The sequence below is a fragment of the Streptomyces sp. NPDC002994 genome, assembly GCF_040611155.1.
Lineage (GTDB): Bacteria > Actinomycetota > Actinomycetes > Streptomycetales > Streptomycetaceae > Streptomyces.
Genome location: NZ_JBEXNQ010000008.1, coordinates 91,848 through 106,706 on the forward strand (window position 1 = coordinate 91,848; position 14,859 = coordinate 106,706).

A 14,859-nucleotide genomic window follows, 5' to 3' on the forward strand; every position below is an offset into this window, starting at 1 on the left:
TCCCATCCTGCGATAATCATTCAGGGCCGAATGATGTTCAGCCATGCAGCAGAAGGGCTTGATCTTGTCCTCCACCGGCCGTACCTCCATTTACGAGATCCTGGACGAGCGCTTCCGCACCGGACGGTGTGCCAACGGAGACGAGCGGCTGGAAAAGCTGTACGACGACTGCCGCTGGGCCGAGGGGCCGCTCTATCTGCCCGCCTGGCGGCAGACCATCTGGAGCGACATCCCCAACGACCGCATGCTGCGGTGGGACGAGACGACCGGCGCCGTCAGCGTCTTCCGCTCCCCCGCCGGACACAGCAACGGCAACACCCTCGACCGCGAGGGCCGGCTGATCAGCTGCGAGCAGGGCAACCGCCGCGTCAGCCGTACCGAGCACGACGGCCGGATCACCGTCATCGCCGACCGCTTCGAGGGCAAGCGGCTCAACAGCCCGAACGACGCGGCGGTGCACTCCGACGGCTCGATCTATTTCTCCGACCCGGACTTCGGGATCACCAGCGACTACGAGGGCTTCCGCGCGGAGAGCGAGATCGGCTCCCGCAACGTCTACCGGGTCGACCCGTCCTCCGGTGAGGTCCGGCTCGTCACCGACAGCACCGAGGCGCCGAACGGCCTCGTCTTCTCCCCCGACGAGCGGCAGTTGTACGTCTCCGACACGCGGGGCGGCTGTATCCGTGTTTTCGATGTATTCGACGTCCGGGAGGACGGCACCCTTTCCGACGGCAAGGTCTTCGCCGAGGCACGGAACGGGGCGCGCTTCGACAACATCCGATTCGACGACGAGGGCCGGCTGTGGGTGGCGGCGATGGACGACGGCATCCACTGCTACGACCCGGACGGCACGCTCATCGGCCGCATCCTCGTCCCCGAGACCGTCTCGAACATCTCCTTCGGCGGCCCGAAGAACAACCGGGCTTTCATCACGGCCACGACGACGCTGTACTCGGTCGTGATGTCCGTGACGGGTGCGCCCCGGATCCGCCGTACGCCCTGACGGCCTCAGCCCTGGGCGGGGATGTCCAGGGCCGTCCCGTACAGGCGGGAGACCTTGATCTGGATCACGACGCGACGGTCGGGCGCCTTCTCGCCCGGCGGGTCGACTATCTCCGCCTCCCCCTCGGCCACGGCGAACGACCAGACGTCCGGGCCGCTGACGTGCAGTGAGGTGTGCGGGTCGCGGCGCAGCTGGCGGACCTTGAGGCGGTCGGCGGTGGAGGAGACGCGCAGTACGCGCTCTTCGGGATTCCAGTCGTAGAGCACGGTCGACAGGTGCGGGTGACCGGTGCTTCTGACGCTCGCGAGTACGCCGAACTGCTGCCGCCGCATGAGCTGGGAGAGTTCTTCGTCGGTGAGCACTCGGGGCGCCGGGCCGTCGTTCTTCGTGGTGGAGTTCGCGTTCATGGGGAGCTGCCTTTCGAATGGCGGTGGTCGGTCAGACCGTGACGGGGTGGGTGGCGGTGGGGGTGTTGTCGGCCTGCTCGGGGGCCGGCCGCTGCTCGGGGCGGCGGCGCAGCATCGTGAAGGCGACGACGAAAGCGGTGACAAGGAGCCCGGCGCCCACCGCGAAGGCGAGGTGGTAGCCGCCGGTCAGGGCCTCGGCCTGGGTCTTGCCGTCCGCCGCGAGGCTTTCGGTGCGGGAGGCCGCCAGGGTGGAGAGGACCGCGACGCCCACGGCCATGCCGATCTGCTGGGTGGTGTTGAACAATCCGGAGGCGAGCCCGGCGTCCTCGTCGCTCGCGCCGGACATGCCGAGCGTGGTCAGCGCCGGGAGGGCGAGGCCGAAGCCGGCGGCGAGCAGCATCACCGGGAGCAGGTCGACGGCGTAGTTGGCGTGTACGGGGACGCGGGCGAGGAGGCCCAGTACGCCGATGAGGAGTACGAGGCCCGCCAGCAGGACGTTGCGCTCGCCGAAGCGTGCGTTGAGGCGAGCGGAGACGCCGAGCGAGACCGCACCGATAACGGCGGCCGCCGGGAGCATCGCGAGGCCGGTCTCGGCGGCGCCGTAACCGAGCACCTTCTGGAGGTAGAGGGCGACCAGGATCTGGAAGGAGAAGAGCGCGGCGACCATCAGGATCTGGACCAGGTTGGCGCCGGAGACGCTGCGCGAACGGAAGACGCCCAGCGGTATGAGCGGGTTCTTCGCGGTGGCCTGACGAACGAGGAACGCGGCGACAAGGACGACGGTGAGGGCGCCGAAGCCGAGGGTGCGGGCCGAGGTCCAGCCGTACTCCTCGACCTTGACGACGGTGTAGATGCCCAGCATCAGACCCGCTGTGACGAGTACGGCGCCGAGGATGTCCGCGCCCGCCTTGAGGCCGAGGCCTCGGTCGCCGGGGAGGACGGGGACGGCGATCGCGAGGGCGGCGAGGCCGATCGGCAGGTTGATGAAGAAGATCCAGTGCCAGTTGAGCGCGTCGGTGAGTACGCCGCCGAGCACCTGGCCGATCGACGCGCCTGCCGCGCCGGTGAAGCTGAAGACGGCGATCGCCTTGGCGCGCTCCTTGGGCTCGGTGAACAGCGTCACGAGGATGCCGAGGCTTACGGCTGAGGCCATCGCGCTGCCGATGCCCTGGAGGAAGCGGGCGGCGATGAGTACGGCGGGGGAAGTGGCCACGCCGGCCAGGAGTGAGGCGGCGGTGAAGACCGCGGTGCCTGCCAGGAACATGCGCTTGCGGCCGATCAGGTCGCCGAGCCGTCCGGCGAGCAGGAGCAGGCTGCCGAACGCGATCAGGTAGGCGTTGACGACCCAACTGAGTCCGGCGGGGGTGAAGTCCAGGTCCTGCTGGATGGCGGGCATCGCCACGGTCACGATGGAGCCGTCGAGGATGATCATCAGCATCCCGGTGGCGATGACGCCGAGGGCGAGCCGGCGTGAGCGAGGGGTGGCGGCGGATGCGTCAAACATGCGGTCTCTCCTGTCAGTTGGGGCGACAGGAGAGACGTTAGCAGATAGTTTTGTTGCAGACGATTTTTTTCGGACCTACTTTTGGGTCCTACTTTTTCGGCTGACGCGCCCGGCGTGCGGGACGCGGGTTCTCGGCGGGGGCCGACAGGCCGTCGCCGACCAGGAAGTTCAGGGCGCGCAGGAGGGTCTCCCGGTCCTCGTCGGGGAGCGGAGCGAGGGCTTCCCTGTGCACCCGGTCGACGATCTTCTTGCTCTGCGCGGCCATGCGAGCCCCCTCCTCGGTGACCGCGATGATCCGGGCGCGCCGGTCCGTAGCGGAGGGACGGCGCTCGGCGAGGCCGGCCTTCTCCAGGGCGTCCACCGTCACGACCATCGTGGTCTTGTCCATGTCGCCGATCTCGGCGAGCTGGATCTGGGTGCGCTCCTCCTCCAGGGCGTGGACGAGTACGCAGTGCATCCGCGCCGTCAGGCCGATCTCGGCGAGTGCGGCCGACATCTGGGTGCGCAGGACGTGGCTGGTGTGGTCGAGGAGGAAGGACAGGTCCGGTTCGGTGCGGGCGGGCGTCATGGCAGTCATGCCACCAGCGTAGCAATTCGATCCGTGACGGATTATCCAGAAGCAGAGCTTCCCGGACTGCCGCTTGAACATGTTCAAAAAGAGGTCTAAGTTCATTCCTGCCAGCCTTTTGAACACGTTCAAGAAGGGGTGGGGAATGGACCTCACTGTTGTCGCCTACGCCATCTACCTGCTGATCAGCGTCGCGCTCACCATCTGGGTCGCGCGGACGCTGAGCCGCAACGGACGCATCTTCATCGCGAGCGTCCTGCACGGGGACGAGAAGCTCGCCGACGCGGTCAACCACCTCCTGGTGGTCGGCTTCTACCTCGTCAACCTCGGCTTCGTAGCCCTCTACCTCAAGGCGGCGGACGCCGTCGAGGACGCCCGCGGGCTCTTCGAGGCGCTCTCGGTGAAGCTCGGTGTCGTCCTGCTGGTCCTCGGCATCATGCACCTCGGCAACGTCTGGGTCCTCAACAAGATCCGGCGGCGCTCGATCATGGAGCGCGAGCAGCTCCCGCCGGTTCCGCCGCAGGGCTGGACCGCCGCTCCCACCGGAGCGTGAACGCGATGAGCGGACTCCCGGTCAAGCGCCTGACGGTCCTGTACGACGCCCAGTGCTCCCTCTGTGTCCACCTGCGGAGCTGGCTGCTGCGCCAACGGCAGCTCGTACCGCTGGACCTGGTCCCGGCCGGCTCGGTCGAGGCGCAGCGCAGGTACCCACGCCTCGACCACGCCCGCACCATGCGGGAGATCACCGTCATCGGAGACCAGGGCCAGGTCTACGCCGGCCCCGCCGCCTGGGTGGTCTGCCTCTGGGCCCTGGCCGAGTACCGGCCCAAGGCCCACTGGCTCGCCACCCCGGCGGGCTCCCCCTTCGTACGGGTGACGATGCTCGCGGCAGCCAAGTACCGGGACGTAACGGCGACCGGAGCGGCAGCCGTCGCAGCGCCCTGCGACGACCGGTGTTCCGTACCCGGTTAGGCTCGGACACCGTGACAGAAGACAAGGCCCCCAAGAGCGAGCAGACCCGCACGCTCATCCTCGAAACCGCCCTCCAGCTCTTCCAGGACCGTGGTTACGACAAGACGACCATGCGGGCCATCGCGAAGGAGGCGGGCGTCTCCGTAGGGAACGCGTACTACTACTTCGGCTCCAAGGAACACCTGGTCCAGGGCTTCTACGACCGGATCGCCGCCGAACACCAGGCGGCGGTCCGGCCCGTACTGGACAAGGAGACCGACCTGGAGGCGCGGATGGCCGGGGTGCTGAAGGCCTGGCTGGACATCGCCGCGCCGTACCACGAGTTCGCCGCCCAGTTCTTCAAGAACGCGGCGGATCCCGAGAGCCCGCTGAGCCCCTTCTCGCCCGAGTCGGAGCACGCCCGCGAGGCGGCCATCGCCGTCCACCGGGAGGTCCTGGCCGGCTCGAAGGCCAAGGTCGCCGAGGAACTGCGGGACGTCCTCCCCGAGTTGATGTGGCTTTCCCAGATGGGACTCGTCCTGTACTGGGTCTTCGACCGTTCCGAGGACCGGGAGCGCAGCCGCCGCCTCGCCGAACGCGGCGCCCGCCTCACCGCGCGCGGGGTCGCGCTCGCCCGCTTCCGGGTGCTGCGTCCGCTCGTACGCGAAGTGCACGAACTGTTTACGGACTTCCTGCCCGGGATGGCCCAGGCGACGGCAGGCCGCAAGGCGGACTGAGGCCGCCGCCGTCTGCCCTCCCCTACAGCCAGTCCAGTGCCCAGAGGCGCCACACGCCCGTGCCGTCCGACAGGTACTGCCCGCCGGAGATGTCCTTGCCGCTCAGTACGTAGTCCTTCTTCTGCCACAGCGGCACCAGCGGCACGTCGTCCGCCACGATCAGCTGGAGCTTCTGGAAATCCTCCGCCGTACGGCCGCGGTCGCTGAACTGCTGGGTGTCCAGGATCAGTCTGTCGATCTCGGGGTTCGCGTAGCCGTTGCCGAGGCTGTTCCCGCTGCCGACGAGCGGCTGGCTGAAGTTGTCGGGGTCGGGGAAGTCCATGACCCAGCCGACGGTGTACGCGTCGAACTTGCCTGCCGTGTAGTCGGCCTGGAAGTCCGCCCAGTCGGTCTTCTCCACGACCCGTACCTCGAACAGGTCCTCAGCTTCGAGCTGCCGCTTCAGCTCGGCCGCCTCCTGCCTGGCCGCACCGCCCAGCGCGTACCCCAGCGTGATCCTGACCGGGGTCCGCACTCCGGCGTTCAGCAGAAGCTGCTCGGCGCGCGCCGCGTCGTGGGTGGAGTTCTTGTCGAAGAAGGGGGTGCTGTGGCCGGTGACGCCCTGCGGGATCAGGGAGTACAGCGGCTCGACGGTGCCGTGGTAGATCGACGAGGCGATGCCGGAGCGGTCGACGAGCGTGGCGGCGGCCTGCCGCACGGCGCGCCCGGCCATCGGCGAGCCCTTGCGCACGTTGAAGACGAGGTTGCGTATATCGGAACTGCCGGTCTCGTTGATCCGCACCTCCGGATCACCCGGCGCCAGCCCGGCGACCACGGCCGGTGGCATCTGCCGGTGGGTGACGTCGACCTGCTTGGCCTTCCAGGCGCGGTGGAGGTCCTCGGACTTCTTGAAGTACCGGACGCTGATCGCGTTGCCGACGTTCCCGATGGCGCCCCGGTACTTCGGGTTGGGTTCGAGGGCGGCGCTGACACCGCTCTCGTACGCCTTGAGCACGTACGGTCCCGAGCCGTCCACCGCGTCGCCCTCGCGCAGGCCGTCGGCCGGGTACTTCGTCCGGTCGACGATGGCGCCCGCGCCCGTGGCGACCTTGTAGGGGAAGGTGGCGTCGCGGGTCGAAAGCTGAAAAGTGACCGTCAGACCCTGGGCCCGGACGGACTTCAGCGACGCGAAGAGGGATTTGGGGCCGACGTCGGCCTTGATGTTCATGACTCGGTCGAAGGAGTACTTGACGTCCTCGGCGGTGATCGGGCGGCCGCTGGAGAAGGTCAGGTCGTCCCGTAACTCGCACTGGTACGTCCGGAGCATCTGCCCGACGAAGCGGCAGCTGCTCGCGGCGTCGGGAACCGGCTCGGCGGAGCCGGGGCTGAAGGTCATCAGCGACTGGTAGAGGTTGCTGTACAGCGCCCACGATCCGGCGTCGTACGCCCCGGCGGGATCGAGCCCGGTGACGGCGTCCGTCGTACCCACCTTGATCGGGGCGCTGTTTCCCTCTCCCGCAGCCAGCAGTTGCCAGCCACCGACAGCGGCGGCAAGCACGACCGCACAGGCCACCAGAATCCGTAATCGGATCGACCGCATTGCCGAGCTCTCCTCATCGCCCCACCCACCGGCATGCGAAGAATTCGCACTTCCCCCCGGAGATCCGCCCTACCCAATCACACCAACTTCGCCCGGGGAAGGCCTAGTTGCACGGCGCCGGGCCGCTGGGAGCCACGATCGCGTCAGGGTGGTGCATCCAGACATGCTGCCCGTCGGCTGTGACCGTGAGGCCGAAACTCTGAGCGTCAGGACTGCCGACGCTCACGTACGCGCGGTGCACGGCCTCGATCTCCGTCCACAGGTCGCGAGGCCCGTACTGCCACACGTCCTCGCCCGTGGCGGTGGACGTCGCAGACCCGTCCCCGCCTCCCGCCCACACGTGGACGGCGCCGCCGCTCCGGGAGTGCCGCATCCAGACGCCCGGCAGGCGGGCCCCCGCATACAGGGCGAAGCCCAGGGACAGCAGCTCTTCGGGGTCCAGGCCGGCTGCCCGCGAGCGGGCCGTGGAGGAGTCGACCTCCACGGCTGGCGCCGCCGCCCGTTGGGAGCGCATGGGCATGTACGAGGCCCCGCCGTGGAAGTGCCCCCATGCCCGTCCGTCGGCCTGGACGGTGAGCTGGACCAGTGCGCCGCTCCAGAAGTCGCGGTACAGCGGCGCCACGATGATGCCGCCGGGCCGCACCTGCTCCACGAACGCGTACGGCACCTGCCGGAGGGAGCAGGTGGAGACGATTCGGTCGAAGGGTGCCTCCTCCGGCCACCCCTGCTCTCCGTCGCCGAGGCGGAGGTTGGGCGTGTACCCCAGGGGGCGCAGGTGGTGGGCCGCCATGGCGGCCAGGAGCGGGTCGATCTCAACGCTGTAGACGTTGCGGTCTCCGAGACGCTCGGCCAGGAGAGCCGCCACGTGCCCGGATGCGGTGCCGATCTCCAGGACCCGGTCGTGATTCCCGACCCGCAGAAGACTGAGCATCTTGGCGACCATGGACGGCATCGAGTTCGAGGACGTGGCCACTCCGGGCCCGTCCTCCCTCCCGTCGTCCACCTGGATGATCACCGGCTCGTCGCTGCTGACGAGGTCACACCAGTCGTCATACGCAGTGACGGGCTCGCACCGTTCCGGGCCCTGACGCCAGATCTCCTGCGGGATGAAGTGGGGACGGGGCAGCTTCGCCCACACCTGCCGCCAGGGCGGGGGCAGAAGGCCGCGCTCGTCCAGCAACTGCACCAACGCGGCGTGACCTTCCTGCGCTCGCTGAGGCATCACTTCTTCGGCCCCGACCCGTCAGGACTCGGCTCCGAGGGACTCGGAGGAGTCCAGGGCTTGTCGGACGGCTGGCCGCCGTGCTTTCCGCTGTCGGTCATGGGGGTCTCCTGGTCCGATGTGATTGATGAGTTCTTGCTTCGGCCGTCTATCTGTCCCGGCAGGACTCGTGGGCGTCCGAGCCTGTGACACGCGCAGTCGCAGCGCAGGGTCTCGATCGGAACATTCGTGGGCGCTTGACTCGACAGCCTGATCGGCGCTGGTCCCGAGCACTCGGCGTGCTCCCCAATTCGACAGGCGGGCGCCGTGTAGGTGTCACTGTGGGCGACGGGCGGGGCTCTCATCGATCAGACTTGCAGCGTGGACAGGTGCAGGGCGGGAATGCCAGAGGCTCCGGAAGGCGCTCACGGTCCCCGTCCGGGATGGTGAGTTGCACGCGCGGGGGACACCGTCTGCCGGTCCGGGAGTCCGCTTCGTACACCTTGATCGTCATCATGGGTCGTGCCCCCGTCGAGTCAAGTCAGCCAGCAGGGATGACCTGACCGTAGGGAGCCCGTGCGCAGGAACTCCAGCGATGTGCACCAATGTTCACGACAATGCGTTGACACTGTTCCAGGCAGGGTGCGCTCTTGACGAACTCGCATCTGGTGGCTGACCGTTATGCACATCCATGCACGCGTACGGCGATGGAGGCGACCATGGCATTACGGTTCATCGGCATTGACCCCAACACAGGCGACGGCGAAAGTCCGACGGTGTGGGTCGACGAGACGCGGGAGGAACTCGGGTTCCAGGGATGGAAGCCGAGTGCGGAACTCGAAGCCGAGTGCGCGGCCACAGAGGTCCCTGGCCATGCCAAGGAAATCCCCGATCATGAAGCGGTGGTCCGTATCCCGGCCAGGATGGTGCCGATCATCAGGGAGGCGTGCGATGCCGTCGAGCGTGCCCACGTTCACTGAACTGCTGCGCTGTGCTCGCCAGTCCGCCGTACACCTTGAGATGCGTGACGCATACGCAGTCGACAACGAGAAGGGCCCATTCGCCGAAGGGCGGGCAGGCCTCCGGCTAGCCTCCGCCGACCGCGCCTTCTGGTGGAGGCCGTGGCTGGACCTCATCTCCGAGGCCGTCGCGCACGGCGTCGTTGTCCGTCGGGCCCGCATCATCTCCGAGCCGGTCAGCGAGTACATCCGCTTCGAGCACTCCGGCACTTTCACGAACGTCGCGGCCGGTGAACAGGTGAGATGGCTGCCACGCCGCCAGGCTTCGGGCACCGCACTGCCGGGCAACGACTTCTGGCTGATCGACGACCGACTGATCCGATGGAACCACTTCACCGGTGACGGCGCCTCAGCAGGCGGAGAGATGAGCGACAACCCAGCCGAAACAAAGCTGTGCGTCGAGGCCTTCGAAGCGGTGTGGGCGCGAGGAATCCCACACGACGAATACGAGATCGACTAGCGCGAAGAGGTCCCGGTCAGCTCATGCCTGTCTCCCCGTCGTCTGCCGCGAAGGCCGCCCGCGCCGACGTTGCGCAACGCCTGCACGAACTCCGTGCCGACGCCGGAATCACCGGGTCTGAGCTGGCCGCCCTGTGCGGATGGACGCACTCGAAGTCTTCCCGCATCGAGAACGCGCGCACTGCCCCCTCCGCAGAGGACATCCGCCTGTGGTGCCGGGCCTGCGGGGCCGAGGACCAGGCGCCGGACATCATCGCCCAATCCCGCAATGCCGAATCCATGTACGTGGAGTGGCGGCGCAAGGTCCGCGCCGGGCTGAAGCAGCTTCAAGACAGTTATGTGCCCCTGTTCAAGGCGACGAAGGTCTTCCGCGTCTACTCAGGCACCCTCGTCCCCGGCCTCCTCCAGACGGAGGGATACGCCACCGGCCTCATGTCACTGATCACCACATTCCGGGAGATCCCGAACGATGTGGCGGAGGCCGTCACGGCGCGTCTTGAGCGCTCCCGGATTTTGCACGAACCTGGACACCACTTCGTGCTCCTGGTCGAGGAGACGGCACTGCACCACCACGTTGGCGACGCCGACGCCATGGCCGCCCAGCTGGGCTACCTGCTGACCGCCGGAGCACTGCCTGCGGTGTCGCTCGGGGTGATCCCGGCGGACTCGCAGCGAACCATCTGGCCCATGGAGACGTTCCACGTGTACGACGACACGCTCGTTTCGATGGAGCTGCTCTCAGCGCGAGTCACGGTCACCCAGCCGTCCGAGATCGCCATGTACTTGAAGGCGTTCGAGGAACTGCGTGGCATGGCCGTGTACGGAGCGTCCGCCCGCGCGCTGATCGTGAAGGCCATCGAGAGTCTGCACTGACCCCCGACGCAAGGGAACAAGCCCGTGGCAGGCTTTACGCCTGGCGGGAGGCCAGTTCCACGACCGTGATGTCGGATTCCGCGCCCACGCGGACCGGGGGGCCCCACGCGCCCGCGCCCCGCGACACGTACAGCTGGGTGTCGCCGTAGCGCTCAAGGCCGGCGACTGTCGGATTCGCCTGGGCCGCGATGTAGTTGCCGGGCCAGAGCTGGCCGCCGTGGGTGTGGCCGGACAGCTGCAGGTCCACCCCGTGGCGTACCGCGTCGTGGATGACCACCGGCTGGTGGGCGAGCAGGACGGACGCGCGGGTACGGTCCCGGTCCCCCAGCGCCCGTACGAAGTCGGGGCCCTGGCCTTCCTCCTCGCCCGCGATGTCGTTGACGCCGGCGAGGTCGAAGCCCGCGATCTCCACGCGGTCGTTCTCCAGCGGCCGCAGTCCGAGCTCGCGCACATGCTCGACCCACTGCTCGGCGCCGGAGAAGTACTCGTGATTGCCCGTGACGAAGAAGGCCCCGTGCTTGGCCTTGAGCTGCGCCAGCGGCTCGGCGGCGTGACCCAGGTCCGCGACGCTCCCGTCGACGAGGTCACCGACGACGGCCACCAGATCGGGCTGGGCGGAGTTGATGGTGTCGACGATCCGTTGAGTGTGCGCGCGTCCGAGGACCGGCCCCAGGTGTACGTCGCTGACGACGGCGATCCGGAAGCCGTGCGCCCCACGCGGCAGCTTGGCCAGCGGCACCCTGACCCGCTTCAGCCGCGGCCCGCGCATCACCCCGTACGTCCCGTACCCCACGGTCCCCAGCGCGGCCACGGCGGCACCCGCCCCCACCACCCGCGAGACGAACAGCCGCCGCGAGAACTCGCCCGTGGGGGTGGAACCACCGCCAGGCGGTGCGGGACGCACGGGAGGGGCAGGAGGGGCGGGAGGCGCGGGTGCCGTCACCGTGTCCGTGTCGCCGGGCGCGGGCGCGGCGGCGCCGAGCGGCGACGCGGCTCGCGCCCCGCCGCCGGCGGAGCCGCCCGCCGATGCCGGGGCAAGGGGCTCCGCGGGAGAAATCCCGTCGCCGGCACCCGCCGCACCGCCCCGGCTCCGCCGGCCCAACGCCCACCGCAGCAACGGCCGCACCGCCTCGCCGATCAGCAGCGCCATCACCAGGTACAACAGCACCGCCAGCCACATGTACCCCGGCCACGCCACCACCTGCTGCACCCAGAACGGCGCACCGGCCCGCCCCGAGACCAACGCCCCGACCGCCAGCAGCGGCAGCAGCACCGCCGCCACCGTCCCCGCCCGCCGGGCGACGCCGCCCGGTGCGGTCGTATCGCGGACCAGGCGGCGCCAGACGTACCAGTGCGCCCCGGCCAGCAGGGCAACGACCGAAAGCGCGATGAGAACGAAGACGACGACCACAGTTATCCCTGGCTCCGCTCACGTCGCAGGGCCCGCACACCACGGAACCCGATCACCCCAACCGCCGTCCCCAAGAGAAAGGACGTGACGGCGAGCAGCAGATGCACCCAGAAGTACGTGGTCGGGTCACCCGCGTCGTCGAAGGCGAGCCCGCTGCCGTCCTTCAGCAGATTCTTGGCGAAAGTGATCCAGATGAACCAGCTCCACACCCCGAAGGCGAGCAGGAACCAGGAGACGGAGCGGCTGAGCTTCATGACCTCAGTATCGCCACCGGCACCTGACCCCCGCCGCCGGGGTGCGAACGCGAGCGCGGACACCGGTGCTGGGCCGACCTGGCGCACCTCACGGCGGGTCACTACCGCCATGTCCACATCCACATCAGCGCCCTGTACGTTCTCGATCGTGTCTGCCGTTAAAAAGACCGCACTGACGGTCCTCTCCGCATCGCTGCTGCCCGCACTCACCGCATTGCCCGCGCACGCGGCAGCCGCGGCCGACAAGCAGCCAAAGCCCCCGGTTTCGATGTCGACGGTGGGCGGCACACAACTGGGGCAGCCCGGTACGCAGGTGCAGCTCGGCCCGGGCTCACCCATTCTCCCGAAGGAGCTCAGCGCCCGGTCGTGGATCGTCGCCGATGCCGAATCCGGCGACGTACTCGCGGCGCACAACTCCCACTGGCGGCTGCCCCCGGCGTCCACCATGAAGATGCTCTTCGCGGACACGGTCCTGCCCAAGCTGCCCAAGACGCAGGTCTACAAGGTGAAGGACACCGACCTGGCGGGCATCGGTGAGGGCAGCAGCCTCGTCGGCATCAAGGAGCGGCACACGTACACCGTCCACGACATGTGGCTCGGCGTGTTCCTGAAGTCCGGCAACGACGCCGTGCACGTCCTGGCCGAGATGAACGGCGGGATGGCGAAGACCGTCCGTGACATGCAGGCGCACGCCGAGGAACTCCAGGCGCTCGACACCACCGTCGTCTCACCCGACGGTTACGACGCGAAGGGCCAGGTCAGCAGCGCGTACGACCTGACGCTCATCGCCCGCAGCGGCATGCAGAAGAAGGACTTCCGCGAGTACTGCTCGACAGCGAGCGCCATCTTCCCCGGCGAGAAGAGGGGGAAGAAGCGCGAGAGCTTCGAGATCCAGAACACCAACCGGCTGCTGACGGGCGCCCCGGACATCGAGCCGTACAAGGGCATGGCGGGCGTCAAGAACGGCAACACCACGCACGCGGGAGCGACGTTCACGGGTGTCGCGCAGCGCGGCGACAAGGTGCTGCTGGTGACCGTCATGAACCCGTCCGCCGAAGAGGGCCACGCCGTCTACAAGGAGGCCGCCCGCCTGCTCGACTGGGGCTTCGAGGCGTCGGGGAAGGTCGTCCCGGTGGGTGAGCTCGTGCCGCCGAAGTCCGCCGAGACCGGCCGGGACACCCCCTCCGCCAAGGGCAAGGGCGGCAAGGGCAAGGAGGTCGGCACAGGCGGCGACAAGGCGGCCGCCAAGGACCCGGCCACCCAGCTCGCGGTGACCGACAACGGCAGCAGCGGCGTCGCCACCGCGCTCGCGATCACGGGCGGCGCGCTGGTGGTGCTGGCCGCCGGCGTGTTCCTGGTCAACCGGCGCTGGCCGCTGCCCGCCCTGGTGCGCCGCCGCCCGCGCCGCTAGTGGGCGCGCCGCCGGGCGGGGGGCTGCTGGGCGGGGGGCTGCCGGTTCCAGTGGGCGGGGTCCCGGTCGGCGGGTCGCCGGCCGGCGGACCGGCGGCCGGTGCGGCGTCCTCGGCGTCCTTGGCGTCCTTGGCATCCTCAGGCTTCTCCGCGTCGGACCCGTCACCCTCGTCGGCCCGTTCGTCGGCGTGCCGCGTCGCCGTCCAGGCCGCGCAGCACAGCAGCAGCTTCGCCGTGAGGTTGATCCACAGCAGCAGTGCCACGGGAACACCGAACGCCCCGTACATGCTCTTCGCCGCGACGCCCTTCATGTAGCTGCCCAGCAGCACCTTGAGCAGCTCGAAACCGACCGCGCCGATGAGCGACGCGGTGATCAGCCGGTGCCTGGCCGGCTGTACCCCCGGCAGCAGGGTCAGGACGTACAGCAGGATCAGGAAGTCCGCGCCGACCGCGAGGACGAGCGCGGCGATCTGCAGCATCACGCCGCCCGCGCCGCTTTCCGGGACGCCGATCTGCTCGGCGGTCCAGTCGACGGCCGTCGAGCCGATCGAGGAGGCGGCCCAGGACGACAGCCCGATCACGCCGAGGCCGCCCAGCACCACGCCGTCCTTGAGTTTGCGCACGACGGGGTTGCCCTCGTCCACGTCGTCCAGCTCCCAGACGGCCCGCAGGCATTCCCTCATCGAGCCGACCCACCCGATGCCGGTGAAGAGCAGCAGGGCGCCGGCGACGAGGCCGACCGTGCCCGCGTTCTCCACGAGGGAGGCGAGGTCGAGCTGGCCGGAGATACCGGGCACCTGCTCGGCGATCTTGTTCTCCATGCGGTGCAGCTGATCGTCGGAGAGCAGAGCCGCGCCGATCGCGGCGGAGAGGGTGATCAGCGGGAAGAGCGAGAGGAAGCTGATGAAGGTGATCGCGGCGGCCAGCCGGGTCCAGTGGGCGCGGTCGAGCGTTTCGTACGTACGCCAGGCGTGAGTGACCGTCAGCCGGGTCACGAACGGGCCGACGACGGGCAGTCTTTTTAGCCAGTCCATGAAGTGCGCCTACCCTCCGCGGCGAAAACCAGCGTCCGGGTTCCCCAAAAACGCAGGCAGGTCGCGAGCGCCATGCCGACGACCGATCCCGAGACGGTGTCGGCGCGGGGGGAGGTCAGCCCGAGGCCGTGGTGGGAGGCGGTGAGGCAGAGGAGTTGTACGAGGGCTCCCGCGAGGTTGACGGCGAAGAAGACCGCGTACTGCCGCGCCCGTGCCCGGACGCGGACCGCCGTCCGCTGCTGCCGCCGCCGGTAGGTGCCGAGTGCGTTTCCGGCGTACGCGACCGAGCATCCGGCGGCGAAGGACAGCGCCTTCGCGGTGAACGGGTCCCAGCCGAGCGGGCCGCGCAGCCACATGAAGAGCGCGAGGTCGACGGCGTACGCACAGCCGCCCGCCAGCGCGAAGCCGCGCAGCTCGGCCCAGGTCACGCTGGTCACGCCCCTTACGGC

Annotated in this window: 17 protein-coding genes; 8 read left to right on the top strand and 9 right to left on the bottom strand. The window is 69.0% G+C overall.

The features are described from left to right. The first annotated feature begins 43 nt into the window (after positions 1–43). Positions 44–1,003, top strand: a complete 960-nt coding sequence (locus tag ABZX79_RS12685) for an SMP-30/gluconolactonase/LRE family protein (protein ID WP_355255159.1) — start codon at positions 44–46, stop codon at positions 1,001–1,003. Between the two features lie 5 nt (positions 1,004–1,008). Here the strand turns inward: ABZX79_RS12685 and ABZX79_RS12690 are convergent, their stop codons facing one another. From ABZX79_RS12690 to ABZX79_RS12700, 3 genes are all read right to left on the bottom strand, one after another. Further along, on the bottom strand, positions 1,009–1,410 hold the full coding sequence (locus ABZX79_RS12690; protein WP_355255161.1) for a pyridoxamine 5'-phosphate oxidase family protein: 402 nt from the start codon (positions 1,408–1,410) through the stop codon (positions 1,009–1,011). A 31-nt stretch (positions 1,411–1,441) separates the two neighbouring features. Then, complete coding sequence (locus ABZX79_RS12695) at positions 1,442–2,914, bottom strand: MFS transporter (RefSeq protein ID WP_355255164.1); 1,473 nt, start codon at positions 2,912–2,914, stop codon at positions 1,442–1,444. A gap of 88 nt (positions 2,915–3,002) precedes the next feature. Further along, a complete protein-coding gene (locus ABZX79_RS12700) occupies positions 3,003–3,491 on the bottom strand; it encodes a MarR family winged helix-turn-helix transcriptional regulator (protein WP_355255167.1) in 489 nt (162 codons plus the stop codon). Positions 3,492–3,627: 136 nt separating this feature from the next. On the opposite strand from ABZX79_RS12700, the gene ABZX79_RS12705 reads away from it, so the two are divergent. The 3 genes from ABZX79_RS12705 to ABZX79_RS12715 are packed head-to-tail and all read left to right on the top strand — an operon-like array spanning position 3,628 to position 5,170. After that, positions 3,628–4,035 (top strand): hypothetical protein, encoded by a 408-nt coding sequence (locus ABZX79_RS12705; protein WP_355255170.1) that lies wholly within the window; start codon positions 3,628–3,630, stop codon positions 4,033–4,035. A gap of 5 nt (positions 4,036–4,040) precedes the next feature. Further along, positions 4,041–4,454 (top strand): DCC1-like thiol-disulfide oxidoreductase family protein, encoded by a 414-nt coding sequence (locus tag ABZX79_RS12710; protein ID WP_355255173.1) that lies wholly within the window; start codon positions 4,041–4,043, stop codon positions 4,452–4,454. Between the two features lie 11 nt (positions 4,455–4,465). Continuing rightward, positions 4,466–5,170, top strand: a complete 705-nt coding sequence (locus ABZX79_RS12715) for a TetR family transcriptional regulator (protein ID WP_355255176.1) — start codon at positions 4,466–4,468, stop codon at positions 5,168–5,170. A gap of 22 nt (positions 5,171–5,192) precedes the next feature. On the opposite strand, the gene ABZX79_RS12720 is transcribed toward ABZX79_RS12715, so the two are convergent. Both ABZX79_RS12720 and ABZX79_RS12725 read right to left on the bottom strand, forming a co-directional pair. After that, a complete protein-coding gene (locus ABZX79_RS12720; protein ID WP_355255179.1) occupies positions 5,193–6,749 on the bottom strand; it encodes an ABC transporter substrate-binding protein in 1,557 nt (518 codons plus the stop codon). Between the two features lie 103 nt (positions 6,750–6,852). Further along, positions 6,853–7,971: a methyltransferase domain-containing protein gene (locus ABZX79_RS12725; RefSeq protein WP_355255182.1), complete on the bottom strand. Its 1,119-nt coding sequence runs from the start codon at positions 7,969–7,971 to the stop codon at positions 6,853–6,855. Between the two features lie 698 nt (positions 7,972–8,669). On the opposite strand from ABZX79_RS12725, the gene ABZX79_RS12730 reads away from it, so the two are divergent. From ABZX79_RS12730 to ABZX79_RS12740, 3 genes are read left to right on the top strand one after another with little or no spacing between them, the layout of a single operon-like run. Then, positions 8,670–8,930 (top strand): hypothetical protein, encoded by a 261-nt coding sequence (locus tag ABZX79_RS12730; protein ID WP_355255184.1) that lies wholly within the window; start codon positions 8,670–8,672, stop codon positions 8,928–8,930. Continuing rightward, positions 8,902–9,429: a DUF6879 family protein gene (locus ABZX79_RS12735; RefSeq protein ID WP_355255187.1), complete on the top strand. Its 528-nt coding sequence runs from the start codon at positions 8,902–8,904 to the stop codon at positions 9,427–9,429. Before ABZX79_RS12730 ends, ABZX79_RS12735 begins: the two co-directional genes overlap by 29 nt. Positions 9,430–9,452: 23 nt before the next feature. Continuing rightward, entirely contained in the window at positions 9,453–10,301 is an 849-nt protein-coding gene (locus ABZX79_RS12740) for a helix-turn-helix transcriptional regulator (protein ID WP_355255190.1), read from the top strand. 34 nt (positions 10,302–10,335) lie between these two features. Here ABZX79_RS12740 and ABZX79_RS12745 read toward each other — a convergent pair whose 3' ends face one another. Together ABZX79_RS12745 and ABZX79_RS12750 are read right to left on the bottom strand one after the other, a co-directional pair. Further along, positions 10,336–11,712 (bottom strand): metallophosphoesterase, encoded by a 1,377-nt coding sequence (locus ABZX79_RS12745; RefSeq protein WP_355255193.1) that lies wholly within the window; start codon positions 11,710–11,712, stop codon positions 10,336–10,338. A 2-nt stretch (positions 11,713–11,714) separates the two neighbouring features. Further along, positions 11,715–11,966: an SCO4848 family membrane protein gene (locus ABZX79_RS12750; RefSeq protein WP_214972217.1), complete on the bottom strand. Its 252-nt coding sequence runs from the start codon at positions 11,964–11,966 to the stop codon at positions 11,715–11,717. A 148-nt stretch (positions 11,967–12,114) separates the two neighbouring features. Here ABZX79_RS12750 and ABZX79_RS12755 point away from each other — a divergent pair, with 148 nt between their 5' ends. After that, positions 12,115–13,377 (top strand): D-alanyl-D-alanine carboxypeptidase, encoded by a 1,263-nt coding sequence (locus ABZX79_RS12755; protein ID WP_355255197.1) that lies wholly within the window; start codon positions 12,115–12,117, stop codon positions 13,375–13,377. Here the strand turns inward: ABZX79_RS12755 and ABZX79_RS12760 are convergent. Further along, the gene (locus tag ABZX79_RS12760) at positions 13,325–14,410 is read right to left on the bottom strand and encodes a YihY/virulence factor BrkB family protein (protein ID WP_355255200.1); all 1,086 of its coding nucleotides are present in this window, start codon (positions 14,408–14,410) and stop codon (positions 13,325–13,327) included. The two genes, ABZX79_RS12755 and ABZX79_RS12760, sit on opposite strands and share 53 nt — an antisense overlap. Then, a complete protein-coding gene (locus tag ABZX79_RS12765; RefSeq protein ID WP_355255203.1) occupies positions 14,398–14,847 on the bottom strand; it encodes a GtrA family protein in 450 nt (149 codons plus the stop codon). The genes ABZX79_RS12760 and ABZX79_RS12765 overlap by 13 nt, the downstream gene beginning before the upstream one ends. Positions 14,848–14,859: the final 12 nt, after the last annotated feature.